The following is a 15,043-nucleotide window of genomic DNA, read 5'->3' as shown; positions in this document are numbered from 1 at the left end:
CTTGGACCTGAACGTTGGTTGAGGTCAAGTCAAACCCACTAGGCTGCCGTTCATGCTGGAGTTCGTGGTGCGGGTGGTCGGCGTTCTGGTCGCCTTCCTGGTGGCGCCCCTGCTGGTCGGTCAGGCCGAGCACAAGGTGATGGCGCACATGCAGTCACGGCTCGGCCCGATGTACGCCGGCGGGTTCCACGGCTGGGCGCAGCTGGTCGCGGACGGGGTGAAGTTCATCCAGAAGGAGAGCGTGGTCCCGGCCGCCGCTGACAAGCGGGTGTTCGAGTGGGCCCCGATCGTCGCGATCCTGCCGTACATGGCCGCGCTGGCCGCGATCCCGCTGGCGCCGGGCGTCGTCGGCGCCGATCTGGACTCGGGTCTGTTCTTCGTGCTCGCGGTGATGAGCATCGGTGTCCTCGGCTCACTGATGGCCGGGTGGGGCAGCGGGAACAAGTACAGCCTGCTCGGCGGACTCCGGGTCGCGGCGCAGCTGATGAGCTACGAGCTGCCGTTCGTACTGTCCGCGGCGAGTGTCGCGGTCGCGGCCGGGTCGCTCAGTCTGACCGGCATCGCGCACGCGTGGAACCCGTGGTGGTTGCTCTGGCAGCTCCCCGGTCTGGTGGTGTTCTTCATCGCCGGCCTGGCCGAGCTGCAGCGGCCGCCGTTCGACATGCCGGTCGCGGACTCCGAGGTGATCTTCGGCCCGTACACCGAGTACACCGGGCTCCGGTTCGCGATGTTCCTGCTCGCCGAGTACGCCGGGATCGTCGTACTCGCGGGCCTCACCACGGTCCTGTTCCTCGGTGGCTGGAGCGGGCCGGGGCCGGAGTCGATCGGCTGGATCTGGACTGTTCTGAAGGTCGCGTTCGTGTCGGTCGTGGTGATCTGGGTGCGGGTCTCGTTCCCGCGGATGCGTGCCGACCAGCTGCAGAAGCTGGCCTGGCAGGGCCTGGTGCCGGTGGCGCTGCTCCAGCTCGCGCTCACCGGCATCGGCGTCGTCGTCTTCTAAGGCGTTGCGAGTGCCTCGGTCGGTGAGAGTCGGGAGGCCCGGACCGCAGGGTAGAGACCGGCGAGTCCTCCGATCACCAGCGTCGCCGCGACCCCGCCGGCCAGTGCCCAGACCGGGATAACGGTCAACCAGTTCTGGTACGACGCATAGCCGGCGGTGACCGCGGATCCTAGGAGTGCCCCGCCGATCCCGCCGAGCGCGGACAGCAGCAGCGACTCGGTCAGGAACTGGGTGCGGATCTGGCCGCGGGTCGCCCCGAGGGATCGGCGCAGACCGATCTCGGCGCGGCGTTCGAGCACCGAGATCACCATGATGTTCGCGACCCCGACGCCGCCGACCAGCAGCGCGACTGCGCCCAGGCCGAGCAGGAGTCCGGTGAAGGCCTGACCGGCGGCTTGCTTCGCTGCAAGTGCGTCGGACGGTCGCGACACCTCGACCTCGTTCGGCGCTTCCGGGTTGGCCGTTGCCCCGAGGACCGATCGGACTGCCGGAACCTGGGTGTCGTCCGAGCGGGTGTAGATCGTGGTCGGGTGCCCGTCGAAGGAGAGATCGCTCGCCGCGGGCCAGCCCATGAGTGCGGCGCTGTCCAGCTCGGGTGCGAGTGCGGCCGGTTCGAGGATGCCGAGCACGGTGAACCACTGGTTGCCGATCAGCACTTGCGTATCCGGGCCGGCCTTGGTGATCCCCAGCCGCTCGGCTGCGCTCGCGCCGAGGACAGTCGCCGGGTAGCTGCCTGTCGCGGCGTCGATCCACTTGCCGCTGCGGATGGTCGCGCCGATGGTGTCGAGCAGGTTGGTGCGGGCGGCGTACGCGATGATGCCGTTGGTCTGGACGTCCGGGATCTTGTTGGTCCGGTAGACCGATGCGTCGTCGACCTTCCCGATGGCGGACTCGGCACGTACCGGTGGGATCCGGCGGACCATGGATTCGGCGGCGAGCGGGAGCTGGGCCTGTTCGCCGGTCAGGCGGGTGCCGGGGGTGACGGTCAGCAGGTTGGTGCCCAGGGCATCGAGTTGGCCGTCGAGTTCGGCCCGCGAGGACGACGAGATGCCGACCACCGCGACCATCGCGGCGATCCCGATCGCGATCCCCAGCGCGGACAGGAACGCCCGCATCGGCCGAGTCCGCAACCCCACCGCCCCTACGCGGACAACATCCCGGACCTTCAGCGCCGCGGGTTTGAGTTCGCCGCTCCGCCGCATTCCGCTCATGAGCGCACCTCCTCGACGATGAAGCCGTCGCGCATGCGCACCTGGCGGGGGAGCGAGCTGGCGATGTCGCGGTCGTGGGTGATCACCACGACCGTCGTGCCGGCGGCGTGCAGGTCTCGTAGCAGTTGCATCACGCCAGCGCCCGACGCGGAATCCAGCGCCCCGGTCGGCTCGTCGGCCAGCAGTACGGCGGGTTCGCCGGCGACTGCCCGTGCAACAGCTACGCGTTGCCGCTCGCCGCCGGACAACTCGTGCGGCTCGTGATCGAGGCGGTGCGCGAGACCGACCCGTTCCAGGGCAGCCGCCGCACGCTTCCGGCGTACCGACAGACGGAGGCCGGAGTAGAGCAGCCCGTCGGCGACGTTGTCGACGGCGCGTACGCCGGCTGCGAGATGGAACTGCTGGAAGACGAACCCGATCCGGGTCGCGCGCAACGCCGACAGTCCCGCGTCGGACAGCCGTGCCACGTCGTACCGGTCGATCCGGACCGTGCCGGAGGTCGGGCGGTCGAGGGTGCCGAGGACGTTCAGCATCGTGGACTTGCCGGAGCCCGACGGGCCGACGATCGCGACCAGTTCGCCAGGGTCGATCCGCAGGCTGACACCGGCGAGCGCGTTCACTCCGCCCGGGTACACCTTGGTCACCTCGGTCAGCTCGATCACTTCGGGATCCCCACCGTGGTACCGGCCGTGATGCCGGTGCCGCTGATCTCGACCTGGCCGCTCGCGAACAGCCCGGTCTTCACCGGCACGTACCGCGACGTCGTACCGTCCGTGACCTCGACGCCGAAGCCGCCCTCCCGGAGCGCGACCAGGGCCGCAACCGGAACTGTCAGCACGTTCTTGCGTTCCGAGGCCGTGAAGGTGACGTCGACGGCCGCGGACGACCACGCGGCCACCGCCTGCTGGTTGGCGATGGCAACGATCACCTCGACCTTGGTTTCCGGATCCTTGTCCGGGCTTTCCGCCGGAATGATCACCGTGGAAACTTTCTGGATCTTTCCGGGCACCGACTTTCCGTCCGGGAGTGCGACGGTGACCGCCGCGTTGAGCGTGGCCAGCCGCTGGTCCGCCGCGTCGAGCTGGACGGTGACGGCCCGGGTGGTGCCGGTGTAGCTGAGTACGGGCTGGTTCGGGCCGAGCGGTGAACCTTCCTCGGCCTGCACGCTGTCCACCCGCAGATGACCGGGCGCGAACAGGACGCTGCCGAGCTCGACAACGCCTGTCTCTTCCAGACCGAGATCCTCCTGCCACTCCTCGACCGCAGCAGCGGTCGCGTCGGTGTACTCGTCGTCCACGGTGAACCCGGTGTAGCCCATCGCCTTCAGGTTCTGCTCGAGTTGCAGGACATCGGTGCCTTCGGTCCCGATCGCGAGCCTGCGGTACGCCGGGAGTGCGCCGTACAGCAACGTGGTCGGCTTGTTGTCGATGCTGTACACGGTGTTTCCGCGGCGCAGTTCCTGCCCGCTGTCCGGCACGGCGGTGACCGTGCCGGCGACCCGGTTGACCGCGGAGGACGACGTACCGAATCCGAGTCGCCCGTCCTCGGTCTCGGTGTCCTTCAAGGTCTGCTGCGTGACCTTGGTCGTGTTGATCGGCGTGGCCTGCGCGGCCGGGTTCGTTGCCTGGCTGGTGTCGCCCCGGCTCACCAGGAACGCGCTTGCGGCGCCCCCGGCGGCCAGGACGACGACAGCCGTCAGTGCCTTTCGCATCAGCGTGCCGCCAGAATGCTCTGGCAGGCGTCCTGCGCTTTCTTGAAGTCGGGGTCGTCCGCGACGCCCGGCCCGATCATGATGCCGCGCTGGTCCGGCTTCGGGTCCGGAAACTTCTCGACCCCGTTTTTCCGCATGCACTCGGCGTACTTTCTGCCGTTTTCCGCCTGCTGCGGGTTGGCGCTGCCCTGGGCCTGCGGGTTGTACTCCTGGCAGGCCTCCATCGCCTTGTCGACCTGCTCCTTGGTGACCCCGGAGTTCTTGTCGAACCTCAGCATCGGCCCCTTGCCCGGCTCCGGGTCCGGGACGTTCAGGCCGTTCTCCCGCAGGCACTGGGTGAACTTGACCGCCATCTCGTCCTGGCTGAGGCTGGCCGGCGCACTGCTCGGCGCCGTGGACTGCTGCCCTCCACTCCCGGAGGCGACCTGGGCATCGGGCTCGTCGGCTCCGCAGCCGGTCAGGATCAGGCCGGCGACCAGAACGGAAACGGCCAGGATGGTGTTGCGCATCGGTGCTCCTCTCGTTTCCGGAAACCTTTCTCGGTCGGCCGTTTCCGGACCGTTTCCGAGTGCGGAAACGCGGCGGAAACAGGAACGTCGGGGATCATGGGGTGCGTGCGGGTACTGGTGGTCGAGGACGAGCCGTTGCTGGCGGCAGCGATCGCGGAATGGCTGCGCGACGACTCACATGCCGTCGACGTGGCCGGTGACGGCGGCGCGGCGCTGGAACGGCTGTCGGTGAACGCGTACGACGTCCTCGTGCTGGACCGCGACATTCCGGTCGTCCACGGGGACGAGGTGTGCCGCCAACTGGTGGCTTCCGGGTCCGCCACGCGGGTGCTGATGCTGACCGCGGCGGCCGCTGTGACCGACCGGGTCGAGGGGCTCGGTCTGGGCGCGGACGACTACTTGACCAAACCGTTCGCGTTCGCGGAGCTGGCTGCGCGGGTATTGGCGTTGGGCCGGCGGAGTCGCCCGGCCGATCCGCCCGTACTGCGACGCGCCGGGGTCACGCTCGACCCGGCGCGGCACGAGGTTTTCCGCGACGGCCGGTACGTGCCGTTGTCGAAGAAGGAATTCGCCGTACTCGTGGAGCTGCTGCGAGCCGACGGCGCGACCGTGTCGGCCGAACAACTGCTGGAGAAGGCATGGGACGAGCACGTGGACCCGTTCACCGGAGCGGTCCGGCTGACGATCCTGAAACTGCGCCGGAAACTGGGCGAGCCGGGGCTGGTCGAGACCGTCACCGGCGTCGGCTACCGCATCCCGTGAGAAATCCCTTGAGGAAACTGTCGCTGCGCGGCCGACTGACGCTGCTGTACGGCGGGCTGTTCATGGTCGCCGGCGTGGTGCTGCTCGGAGTCACCTACGCCCTGTTCACCGCGAACCTCGGGCAGAAGTACCAGGTGATCGTGAAAGGGACGTACCTGAGCCCGAGCCCTGGGCAGAACAGGCCGCCGCCGCCGACCAACGACGTGTACGTGATGAACAAGGACGGCGCCGTACTCACCGGCACGGATGCGGAGAAGGTCCTCGCCCAGCAGCGTGAGCAGGTGCGGCAGGCGGCGATCAAGTCGCTGCTGACCGAGGGGAGTATCGCCCTCATTGCCGTCGGCGCGTTGGCGGCAGGATTCGGGTGGTTGGTCGCCGGACGAGTGCTGGCCCCGCTGCATCAGGTCACCGATACCGCACGCCGGATCGCCGCATCACCGTCAGCCCTGCACGAGCGGATTGCCCTGAAGGGCCCGGACGACGAGGTGAAGAACCTGGCGGACGCCTTCGACACGATGGTCGAGCGCCTGGACCATTCCTTCGACGGCCAACGCCGCTTCGTCGCCAACGCCTCCCACGAGCTGCGTACGCCGTTGACACTCGGACGGGCGTTGGTCGAAGTCGCGATGCATCGACGTACGGCGTCTTCCGACGTGAAGGAACTGGGCGAGAGCCTGCTGACGATCAACACGCGGCACGAGCAGCTGATCGAGGGGCTGTTGATCCTGGCCGACTCGGAGAAGCAGCTGACCACGGTCTACCCGGTGAACCTCGCCGACGTGGTGACCCACGTGACCGCCCAGCTCACGAGCGAGGCGACCACCGCCGGCGTCGACCTGATCCGAGGACCGGGTGACGCGCCGACGCGTGGCGATGCGCTCCTGCTCGAACGCCTGGTCCACAACCTGGTCGAGAACGGCATCCGCCACAACCTGGCCTCTGGTGAGCGATGGGTCCGGGTGGTCAGCAAGCGGGTCGGCGACCAGGTGCAGGTCGCCGTGACGAACACCGGCCCGGAGATCCCGCCGTACGAGGTGGACAGCTTGTTCAAGCCGTTCTACCGCCTGGGCGCGGAGCGGCTGGTCGGCGGCAAGGGGGCCGGACTGGGACTGTCGATCGTGCGATCGGTGGCGGAGGCGCATGGTGGGACCGTCACCGCGATGCCGAGGGCTGGGGGCGGGTTGGAAATTACTGTGGTGTTGCCTGTCGATCCGGGCTGAAGCCGTTCGTGTAGAGGGCGAGAAGGAGGAAAACGATGAACCAATACGTGCTCAGCATCTACCAGCCCGACGGTCCGGTCCCCGAGCCGGAGATTTTGGACCCGATCATGCGCGACCTGGAGGCCCTGAACGCGGAGCTGCGGGGGGCCGGCGTCTGGGTGTTCGACGCCGGGATGCACCCGCCGGACACCGCGACCGTCGTGAAGGCGTCCGGCGACGACATCCTCGTCACCGACGGACCCTTCACCGAGGGCAAGGAACACCTCGGCGGCTTCATCGTCATCAGGGTCGAGGATCTCGACGCCGCGCTGCACTGGGCCCGTCGGCTCACCAAGGTCCTCGGTCTGCCGGTCGAGGTCAGGCCCTCGCAGTCGTGACCCCTGACCTCACCGCGATCTTCCGGGCCGAGCACGGGCGGGCGGTCGCTGTGCTGACGCGCGTCTTCGGCGACCTGGAGATCGCCGAGGACGCCGTCCAGGACGCGTTCGCCGCGGCGGTGGAGAAATGGTCGGAAAACGGCGTACCGCCGAGCCCGGCGGGGTGGATCATCACGACCGCACGGAATCGCGCCATCGATCGTCTGAGGCGGGAATCGGCGCGGCCGGACAAGCAGGCCGAGGCAGCGCTGTTGCATGCCCAGGACGAGCCAGTGGAGGAGGGCGTCGTGCAGGACGACCGTCTCCGGCTGATCTTCACCTGCTGCCACCCCGCGCTGGCGCTGAACGTCCGGGTCGCGCTCACCCTACGGATGCTCGGCGGCCTCACCACGGCCGAGATCGCCCGCGCGTTTCTCGTACCCGAGCCGACGATGGCGCAACGCCTGGTCCGCGCCAAGGCCAAGATTCGCACCGCGGGCATTCCGTACCGCGTCCCGTACGAGGCGGATCTGCCCGAGCGCGTTCGCGGCGTACTCGCCGTCGTCTACCTGATTTTCAACGAGGGGTACGCCGCCTCGTCCGGCGAAACCCTGGTCCGCGACGAACTCGCCGCCGAGGCTCTCAGGCTAGGTCGGCTGGTGGTTGAGTTGATGCCGGATGAGCCCGAAGCCGTCGGCCTGCTCGCGTTGATGCTCCTCCAGCACTCCCGACGCCCGGCCCGTGTCGCGCCCGACGGCACGCTCGTCCGACTCCGCGACCAGAACCGCGACCTGTGGGACCGTGCGCTCATCGACGAAGGCCAGGCGCTCGTCCGCCGATGCCTGAGCCGCAACCACCCCGGCCCGTACCAGCTCCAGGCCGCCATCAACGCCGTCCACGCCGACGCCGCAACCCCCGACGACACCGACTGGCGCCAGATCCTCCAGCTCTACGACCACCTCCTCACGCTGGACCCCACGCCGGTCGTTGCCCTCAACCGAGCCGTCGCCGTCGCCGAAGTCGAAGGCCCCGCCGCCGCTCTCGCCCTCGTCGACGCCCTTCCGCTCGACACCTACTACCTCTTCCACGCCATCCGAGCCGACCTGCTGACCCGGCTGAACCGGACCCCCGAAGCCCGGGCCGCCTACAAGGCCGCCCTGGACCGAACCCCGAACCAGGCCGAGCAGGACTTCCTCCGAACACGGATGAGATAGCCCGGCCCAGCCGGCCGACGTTCTGTAGGGTCCGGAGGGTGTTCGAGCTGATCTGTGAGGTGGAGCCGCCGACGCGGCCGGACCTGAAGAAGGTGCGGCATCAGATCGGGGTGATGAGTCCGATCGCCGACGGGTTCCTGATCCCGGACAACCACATCGGGCGGGCGACCGTTTCGAGTGTTGCGGTGGCCAACGAAGTGCAGCTGATGGGCGCCCGCGGAATCGCGTGCCTCAACTCGCGGGACCGGAATCTGCTCGGTTTCCGGCGGGACCTGCTGACCGCGGCGGCGTACGGCGTAGAACGTTTTCTGTTCGTGCACGGGGACGACCCGGCGGAGGGCGCCCGCACGAGTCAGTTGACGGTACGGCGGATGATCGAGCAGACCCGCGAGACGACGTACCCGGGCTGTGACCCGTTCAAGGTCGGGGCCGCCACCCGTCTCCGGCCGGTGCCGAAGTGGAAGGCCGAGGCCGACTTCCTGTACGTCCAGGTCAGCTACGACCTCGACGAACTGCTCCGCTGGCGCGAGTCGGTCGAGCTCGACATCCCGGTGTACGCCGGGGTGATGGTGCTGGCCTCGGCGCAGATGGCCCACAACCTCGCCAAGCTGCCCCAGCTCAAGATCCCGGCCGAGCTGATCGACGCGGTGGAGCGGGACCGGGACGCCGGCGTGGACCACGCCTGCGAGCAGATCCTGAAGATCCGTGACTCCGGAGCCTTCGAGGGCGTTCACCTGATACCGGTCAGCCGGTACCGCCAGGTCGCGGCCCGCCTCGAACGCGACTTGCTCGAACGCGACTTGTGAGGCGGCAGATCGGCTAATGTCCTGCTTAGAGACGGGAGGTGGAGGAGCGTGGGACTGCCTGGCAAGGGCCTGGTCGAGGGGTTGAAGGTCACCGCGAGGACCCTGGCCCGTCGTTCCGTCACCGAGCAGTATCCGGACGTCCAGCCGGAGTTGCCGCCGCGCAGCCGCGGGGTGATCGCGCTGATGGAGGAGAACTGCACCTCCTGCATGCTGTGCGCCCGCGAGTGCCCGAGCTGGTGCATCTACATCGACTCGCACACCGAGACCGCGCCGTCGGTCGGTGAGCAGGCCCGGGAACGCAGCCGGAACGTGCTGGACCGGTTCGCGATCGACTTCAGCCTCTGCATGTACTGCGGGATCTGCATCGAGGCCTGCCCGTTCGACGCGCTGTTCTGGTCGCCTGAGTTCGAGTACGCCGAGACCGACATCCGGAACCTGACCCACGAGAAGGACCGGCTCCGCGACTGGATGTGGACGGTCCCGGCGCCGCAGCCCATCGACCCTGGTCCGGCGGCATCCGAGGCCTCCGAGGACCAAGCGTGACCACTGCTCTCTTCTCCGTCGCAAGCGTGGTGGCGGTGGTGGCCTCCGTTGTCGTGGTGGTGTCCCGCCGGATCGTGCACGCCGCGCTCTGGCTGGTGCTCGCGCTCGGGGCGGTCGCCGGCTGCTTCGGCGCGCTGCAGGCCGAGTTCGTCGCGCTGGTCCAGATCCTGGTGTACGTCGGCGCGATCGTCGTCCTCGTCCTGTTCGCGCTGATGCTCACCAAGGCGCCGACGAATCCGCTGCCCGAGCTCACCACCCGCCGCAGCCCGTTCGCTGCCGTCGTCGCCGCGGTGCTCGCGCTGATCCTCGGCACCGGCGTTGTGCTTGCCTTCGGCAACGAGAAGGTCAAGCCGGTGACCGACGGATCGGCCACCACGATCGGCACTCAGATCTTCAAGAACTGGGTGCTCCCGTTCGAGGTCCTGTCGGTCCTGCTGCTGGCGGCGCTGATCGGCGCGATCGCCCTGTCCCAACGAAGCGACTCGGCCCAACGGAGCGACTCGGCGCAGCGGAAGAAGGAGGACTGACGATGCCGTTGGTCCTCCCGCTGCTGCTGGCCGTGGTCCTGTTCTGCATCGGCGTGTACGGCGTCCTCGCGCGCCGGAACGTGATCACGATGCTGATGTCGTTCGAGCTGATGCTGAACGCCGTGAACCTGAACCTGGTCGCGTTCGACGCGTGGCGGGTGGACGAAGCCACCGGGCAGACGCTCGCGATCTTCGTGATCACGCTGGCCGCGGCGGAGATCGGACTCGGCCTGGCGATCGTCCTGCTGCTGTTCCGCGGTCACGGCCACGTCGACGCCGATGCGGCCCGCGACCTGGAGGAGGCGTCGTGATCGCCACCGTCTGGCGGGTGGCCGGCGTCGGCTTCTCGCTGCTGATCCTCCTGTTCGCCGCGCTCCTGTACGGCGCCACCCCGGACCAGTACGCGTTCATGAACTCCCAGGTCGGCGACCTCACGATCGGCTTCGCGGTCCGCACCGACGACCTGACCGTCCTGCTGCTCGCGGTGGTCGGCGTGATCGCGACGTGCGTCCAGGTCTACTCACTCGGGTACCTGCACCAGCGCCCGGCGTCGTACCACGCTCTCGTCGCCTTGTTCACCGCCGCGATGGTGACCGTGGTGATCTCGGACAGCCTGTTCTTCCTGCTGATCGGCTGGGAAGTGATGGGCGCCTGCTCGTACCTGCTGATCGGCCACTACTGGGAACGCCGCGACGCCCGCTCCGGCGCGGTGAAGGCGTTCCTGATGACGCGGTTCGCCGACGTCGGATTCCTGTTCGGAATCTTCGTGCTCGGTCTGGGGGCGCACACTTTCCGGATTTCCGAAATCGATCCGGCTCGGATTTCCCCCGGGGTGCTGACGACCGGGACCCTGCTGCTCCTGGTCGGTGTCGTCGGGAAGTCGGCGCAGGTCCCGTTGCAGACCTGGCTCCCGGACGCGATGCCGGGTCCGAGCCCGGTCAGTGCGCTGATCCACGCGGCCACGATGGTTGCCGCCGGCGTCTTCCTGATCGCCCGTCTCTATACTGTGTTCTCCGCCTCGGAGACGACGCTGACGGTGCTGGCGATCGTCGCCTGCGTGACGATGCTGTTCGCCGCTCTCTGCGCGTCCGCGGCGATCGAGGTGAAGCGGGTCCTCGCCTGGTCGACGGTGAGCCAGCTCGCGATCATGTTCTCCGCGTTGTCCCTCGGTACGGCGGACGGCCGGCACGCGGCGCTCTTCCACCTCGTCACGCACGCCGCGTTCAAGGGCCTGCTGTTCCTCTGCGCCGGCGTGCTCCTGCACCAGGTCGGCAGCGCGGCCCTCGTCGTCCTGCGTCGGTACACGCGCCGCGGAAAGTCGCGGAAAGCGCTGCAGGTCACGTTCCTGACGATGACGGTCGGGCTCGCGGCACTGGCCGGTGTACCCGGGTTCGCTGGGTTCTTCTCCAAGGACACGGTGATCGAAGCGGCCTGGGAGCAGGCGCACGACGGGTCGGCCGTCGGCTGGGTCGTGCTGCTCTCGGTCTGCCTGACGGCGGCGTTGACCGCGTTCTACTGCGTGCGGTTGTGGCTGTGGACCTTCTTCCGTACGCCGGCGCTCGCCGGCGGCATCGGTGCGTTCGAGGACGGTGACGCGGCGGCCGACCTCGACGAGCCCGACAGCTCGAAGCTGCGCGACGCGCCCTGGGTGATGCTGGCGCCGCTCGTTCTCCTTGCGGTCGCCGCGATCGCGCTCGGGTACGCCGACGGCGTGCATCTCAACTGGGTGATCGGGCTGATCTCGACCGCGCTCGTGCTCCTCGGTGCGCTCCCGGCGTACTCGCTGTGGCGGCGTGGGGCGGATCCGCGGCCGCTCCTGCTGGAGCGTGAGTTCGGCGCCGATCCGGCGTACCACGGTCTGGTCGTCGTACCCGTGCGGTGGCTGGCGAAGCTGACTGTGGCGGGGGATCGCGATGTCATCGGGGCTTATGTACGCGCGGTCGGCCGGACGGGGACGCTGGCGTCGCAAGGTTTCCGGCGGATGCAGACCGGGAACGTGCAGACCTATCTCACCGCGGCCGTCATCGGCGTGGTCGCGCTGGCTGTGCTGGCGGGGGTGATCGGCTCGTGAACGCGATGCTGCTGGCGATCCTCGTGCTGCCGCTCCTGGCCGCGGGTGCGCTCTGGTCGGTCCCGGCGGTGATCGGGGATCGGTTGGCGGCGGCGTACGGATCGGTGATTTCCGGGCTCGTGCTGGTCGGGTCGGTGCTGCTCTGGCCGCAGAACGGCGGCTGGTTCGCCTACGGTCCGCAGGACGAGCCCAGGACCGAGATCGACGTCGCGTGGATCCCGTCGCTCGGCGTCCGCTTCCACCTCGGGGTCGACTCGATCTCGGTGCCTCTGATCGTGCTCACCGCGCTGCTGACCTTCCTGTGCTGCCTGTACTCGCTGAAGATCACGCCGCGGATCGGCCGGACCCGCTCCCTGATCGCGCTGCTGCTGGTCATCGAGACCGGCGTGATCGGAACGTTTTCCGCGCTGGACCTGGTGCTGTTCTTCGTCTGCTTCGAGATCGTGCTGATCCCGATGTGGCTGGTCATCGACATCTGGGGCGACCACCACGATCCTGCCGGACGGAAACGCGCCGCGAACACTTTCGTACTGATGACCGTGTTCGGTTCCGCGTTGATGCTGCTCGGATTTCTGCTGGTGCAGCGGGTGGCGGGGACGTTGGACATCGTCGAGCTGACCAGTTCGCCGGTGCGCGGCGGGCACGGGATCCCGTTGGTCGCGGCGCTGCTGATCGCGGTCGGGCTGGCGGTGAAGGTGCCGCTCTGGCCGCTGCACATCTGGTTGCCGGACGCGCACGCGAAGGCGCCGACGGTCGGCTCGGTGCTGCTGGCCGGCGTACTGCTGAAGCTGGGGACGTACGGCATGATCCGGATCCTCGTGCCGGTGCTGCCGGACGCGACAGCGACGATCGCGCCGTACCTCGGGGCGTTCTCGACGGTCGCGATCGTCGCGGGCTCGCTGGCCTGCCTGGCGCAGACCGACGTGAAGCGGCTGATCGCGTACTCGAGCGTGGGGCACATGGGATTCATCGGGCTCGGCATCTCGACGCTGTCGCCGGCCGGTCTGCGCGGCGCGCTGTTCGCGAACATCGCGCACGGGCTGATCACCGGGCTGCTGTTCTTCCTGGCCGGTGCGATCAAGGATCGCCACGACACCAGCGACCTGCGGACGATCGGGCGGGCGCTGTACGCCCGGTTGCCACGGATCGCTGCGCTGCTGACGTTCGCCTGTCTCGCGTCGCTCGGGTTGCCGGGGCTGGCCGGGTTCTGGGGCGAGATGCTGGTTCTGCTCGGCGCTTACCACCCGGCGCCATGGTTGCCCCGGACAACGTTCCTGGTGTTCATGGTGATCGCCGGCCTCGGAACGGTGCTCACCGCGGCGTATTTCCTGCGGCTGGTCCGCAACCTGTGCCAGGGCGATCCGGCCGAGAACCCACCGGCCGCGTTCGCGGTCGACCTCAGCCGCATCGAGCTGGTCACCTGGGCCCCGCTGATCACCTTGACGGTGCTGCTCGGCGTCTGGCCCGGCCTCCTCCTCCAACAGTGGGGTGCCCTGTGACGGTATTGATGCCGCGACTCCGTCGCGGCGGGTCATGGGGCTGTAACTCCCGTCCTTCCCTCGTCGCTCCGGTCGCTTCGCTCCCTCCGCTCCTCAGTCCAGGACGGGAGGCCCCATGACCTTGACCTGGACCGATTGGCAGGCGATCGCCGTACCGCTGGTGCTGGCGATCGGTGCGGTCGCCGTACTGCTGGTCGACAGCTTCTGGAGGAGTGCTTCGGCCGAGCTGCGGCACACCGTTGTCACGCTGCTGACCAGCGTGGTGATCCTGTTCGGGCTCGTGTTCGTGTGGGCGCATCGGGACGACTTCAAGCCCGCGTTCTGCCGGCCCGCGGTCGAGGGGCCGGCGCAGTGCAGCCTGGTCTTCGAACCGTTGACGGCCGGGTTGTGGGCGGTGCTGCTGATCGGAGGGCTCGGCGTCGTCGGACTGTCGGCGTACCGCTTGCTGGCCGCGGACGTGCCGATCGGGGAGTACCACTTCCTGCTGCTGAGCGCGCTGACCGGCGCGACGGTGCTGGCCGGTGCGCGGGATCTGGCGACGCTGGTGATCGCGCTCGAGGTGGTGTCGCTACCGAGCTTCGCGATGGTCGCGCTGCGGCGAGACCGGCGCGGTTCCGAGGGCGCGATGAAGGCGTTCCTGGTGTCGGTGCTGTCGACGGCCGTGATGCTGTTCGGAGTTTCCTATCTGTACGGCGTGACCGGGTCGCTGTACCTGTCCACGATCGCGAACCGGCTGACCGGGCTGGATCCGGACCTCGCACGGGTGGCGTTCGCGGCGGGGCTGTTCGTGATCGTCGGCTTCGCGTTCAAGATCGCGGCGGTGCCGTTCCACGCGTGGCTGCCGGACACGTACGTCGGCGCGCCGGTCGAGGTGACCACGTTCCTCGCGGTCGTGTCGAAGTCCGCCGGTGTGGCCGGACTGCTCGTGCTGGTGACGTCCGGGATCGCGCCGGACGGCTCGCAACTGCAGACGGTGATCGCGATCCTGGCAGCGGTCACGATGACGGTCGGCAACCTGGCAGCGCTGCGTCAGGTCGAGGCGGTCCGGCTGCTGGCCTGGTCGTCGATCGGCCAAGTCGGCTTCCTGCTGGCGCCGTTGGCCGTGGATAATGCGCAGGCGGTTGTCGGGTATCTCGCGGCGTACGTCGTGGTCACGCTCGGCGCCTTCGGAGCGGTGGCCGTCGTCCAACGTCATCGCCCTGCTGGTCTGCTGACCGACTACCGCGGCATGGTTCGGTCCGAGCCCGGTCTGGCCGCGGCTCTGATCTTCTTCCTGGTGGTCCTGGCCGGCCTGCCGCCGGGTCTCGCGGGCCTGTTCACCAAGTTCGCCGCGTTCCAGGCTGTCATCGACGGCCACCTCGGCTGGCTGGCGATCGTCATGGCCGTCAACGTCATGATCGGCCTCGCCGTCTACCTGCGCTGGATCGCGGAACTCTTCCGCCTCCCCGCCGACGACCCCTTCTCGGTCGACATCGAGACCCCGGCCGTCACGATGATCTCCCTCTGCACCGCAGTAGCCGCCGTACTCTCGGTCCTCCCGAGCATCATGTTCGCCCTCGCAACCTGACAGGTTCCGGCCATACGCGGAGGCGCGGGGCGTCGGGGATCTACCTT

The 15,043-nt window shown here is 68.6% G+C and carries 15 protein-coding genes and 1 pseudogene; 12 read left to right on the top strand and 4 right to left on the bottom strand.

What is annotated here, in order from left to right; all coding sequences use genetic code 11:
• Positions 1-52: 52 nt before the first annotated feature.
• Positions 53-1,000 carry a complex I subunit 1 family protein gene (locus EV649_RS19070; protein ID WP_241998345.1) on the top strand — a complete coding sequence of 316 codons (948 nt, stop codon included), beginning with the start codon at positions 53-55 and terminating at the stop codon, positions 998-1,000.
• Here EV649_RS19070 and EV649_RS19065 read toward each other — a convergent pair.
• The 4 genes from EV649_RS19065 to EV649_RS19050 are packed head-to-tail and all read right to left on the bottom strand — an operon-like array spanning position 997 to position 4,431.
• A complete protein-coding gene (locus EV649_RS19065) occupies positions 997-2,211 on the bottom strand; it encodes an ABC transporter permease (RefSeq protein WP_198682560.1) in 1,215 nt (404 codons plus the stop codon). The genes EV649_RS19070 and EV649_RS19065 overlap by 4 nt on opposite strands.
• Positions 2,208-2,873, bottom strand: a complete 666-nt coding sequence (locus EV649_RS19060) for an ABC transporter ATP-binding protein (RefSeq protein ID WP_130384772.1) — start codon at positions 2,871-2,873, stop codon at positions 2,208-2,210. The genes EV649_RS19065 and EV649_RS19060 overlap by 4 nt, the downstream gene beginning before the upstream one ends.
• A complete protein-coding gene (locus EV649_RS19055; protein WP_130384771.1) occupies positions 2,870-3,922 on the bottom strand; it encodes a peptidoglycan-binding protein in 1,053 nt (350 codons plus the stop codon). The genes EV649_RS19060 and EV649_RS19055 overlap by 4 nt, the downstream gene beginning before the upstream one ends.
• Positions 3,922-4,431 (bottom strand): hypothetical protein, encoded by a 510-nt coding sequence (locus EV649_RS19050; RefSeq protein ID WP_130384770.1) that lies wholly within the window; start codon positions 4,429-4,431, stop codon positions 3,922-3,924. The genes EV649_RS19055 and EV649_RS19050 overlap by 1 nt, the downstream gene beginning before the upstream one ends.
• Before the next feature lie 105 nt (positions 4,432-4,536).
• On the opposite strand from EV649_RS19050, the gene EV649_RS19045 reads away from it, so the two are divergent.
• The 11 genes and pseudogenes from EV649_RS19045 to EV649_RS19000 all read left to right on the top strand — a co-directional run bounded on the left by EV649_RS19045 (position 4,537) and on the right by EV649_RS19000 (position 14,996).
• A complete protein-coding gene (locus EV649_RS19045) occupies positions 4,537-5,193 on the top strand; it encodes a response regulator transcription factor (protein ID WP_130384769.1) in 657 nt (218 codons plus the stop codon).
• 8 nt (positions 5,194-5,201) lie between these two features.
• The gene (locus EV649_RS19040; RefSeq protein WP_198682601.1) at positions 5,202-6,413 is read left to right on the top strand and encodes a HAMP domain-containing sensor histidine kinase; all 1,212 of its coding nucleotides are present in this window, start codon (positions 5,202-5,204) and stop codon (positions 6,411-6,413) included.
• A 35-nt stretch (positions 6,414-6,448) separates the two neighbouring features.
• Complete coding sequence (locus EV649_RS41155; protein ID WP_198682559.1) at positions 6,449-6,790, top strand: YciI family protein; 342 nt, start codon at positions 6,449-6,451, stop codon at positions 6,788-6,790.
• Complete coding sequence (locus EV649_RS19035; RefSeq protein WP_198682558.1) at positions 6,787-7,983, top strand: RNA polymerase sigma factor; 1,197 nt, start codon at positions 6,787-6,789, stop codon at positions 7,981-7,983. Before EV649_RS41155 ends, EV649_RS19035 begins: the two co-directional genes overlap by 4 nt.
• Positions 7,984-8,021: 38 nt before the next feature.
• Positions 8,022-8,789: a methylenetetrahydrofolate reductase gene (locus EV649_RS19030; protein ID WP_130384767.1), complete on the top strand. Its 768-nt coding sequence runs from the start codon at positions 8,022-8,024 to the stop codon at positions 8,787-8,789.
• A 183-nt stretch (positions 8,790-8,972) separates the two neighbouring features.
• Positions 8,973-9,194: pseudogene (locus tag EV649_RS41665) on the top strand (4Fe-4S binding protein); the annotation flags it as partial.
• A gap of 134 nt (positions 9,195-9,328) precedes the next feature.
• Positions 9,329-9,859, top strand: a complete 531-nt coding sequence (locus EV649_RS19020) for an NADH-quinone oxidoreductase subunit J (protein ID WP_130384765.1) — start codon at positions 9,329-9,331, stop codon at positions 9,857-9,859.
• A 2-nt stretch (positions 9,860-9,861) separates the two neighbouring features.
• Complete coding sequence (gene nuoK, locus EV649_RS19015; protein WP_130384764.1) at positions 9,862-10,170, top strand: NADH-quinone oxidoreductase subunit NuoK; 309 nt, start codon at positions 9,862-9,864, stop codon at positions 10,168-10,170.
• The gene (locus EV649_RS19010; protein ID WP_130384763.1) at positions 10,167-11,930 is read left to right on the top strand and encodes an NADH-quinone oxidoreductase subunit L; all 1,764 of its coding nucleotides are present in this window, start codon (positions 10,167-10,169) and stop codon (positions 11,928-11,930) included. Before nuoK ends, EV649_RS19010 begins: the two co-directional genes overlap by 4 nt.
• Positions 11,931-11,935: 5 nt before the next feature.
• Positions 11,936-13,429, top strand: a complete 1,494-nt coding sequence (locus tag EV649_RS19005) for an NADH-quinone oxidoreductase subunit M (protein ID WP_130385107.1) — start codon at positions 11,936-11,938, stop codon at positions 13,427-13,429.
• A 115-nt stretch (positions 13,430-13,544) separates the two neighbouring features.
• A complete protein-coding gene (locus tag EV649_RS19000) occupies positions 13,545-14,996 on the top strand; it encodes an NADH-quinone oxidoreductase subunit N (protein ID WP_130384762.1) in 1,452 nt (483 codons plus the stop codon).
• The last annotated feature ends 47 nt before the right edge of the window (positions 14,997-15,043 follow it).

The sequence above is a fragment of the Kribbella sp. VKM Ac-2569 genome (assembly GCF_004216905.1).
Taxonomy (GTDB): domain Bacteria; phylum Actinomycetota; class Actinomycetes; order Propionibacteriales; family Kribbellaceae; genus Kribbella.
Note: the sequence above shows the minus strand (reverse complement) of the source record. Positions and strands in the feature narration are given on the sequence as shown.

Coding starts and splice junctions, on each gene's coding strand:
- EV649_RS19055 (WP_130384771.1), bottom strand. CDS start 3,922: ATGCGAAAGGCACTGACGGCTGTCGTCGTCCTGGCCGCCGGGGGCGCC.
- EV649_RS19070 (WP_241998345.1), top strand. CDS start 53: ATGCTGGAGTTCGTGGTGCGGGTGGTCGGCGTTCTGGTCGCCTTCCTG.
- EV649_RS19000 (WP_130384762.1), top strand. CDS start 13,545: ATGACCTTGACCTGGACCGATTGGCAGGCGATCGCCGTACCGCTGGTG.
- nuoK (WP_130384764.1), top strand. CDS start 9,862: ATGCCGTTGGTCCTCCCGCTGCTGCTGGCCGTGGTCCTGTTCTGCATC.
- EV649_RS41155 (WP_198682559.1), top strand. CDS start 6,449: ATGAACCAATACGTGCTCAGCATCTACCAGCCCGACGGTCCGGTCCCC.
- EV649_RS19050 (WP_130384770.1), bottom strand. CDS start 4,431: ATGCGCAACACCATCCTGGCCGTTTCCGTTCTGGTCGCCGGCCTGATC.
- EV649_RS19005 (WP_130385107.1), top strand. CDS start 11,936: ATGCTGCTGGCGATCCTCGTGCTGCCGCTCCTGGCCGCGGGTGCGCTC.
- EV649_RS19065 (WP_198682560.1), bottom strand. CDS start 2,211: ATGAGCGGAATGCGGCGGAGCGGCGAACTCAAACCCGCGGCGCTGAAG.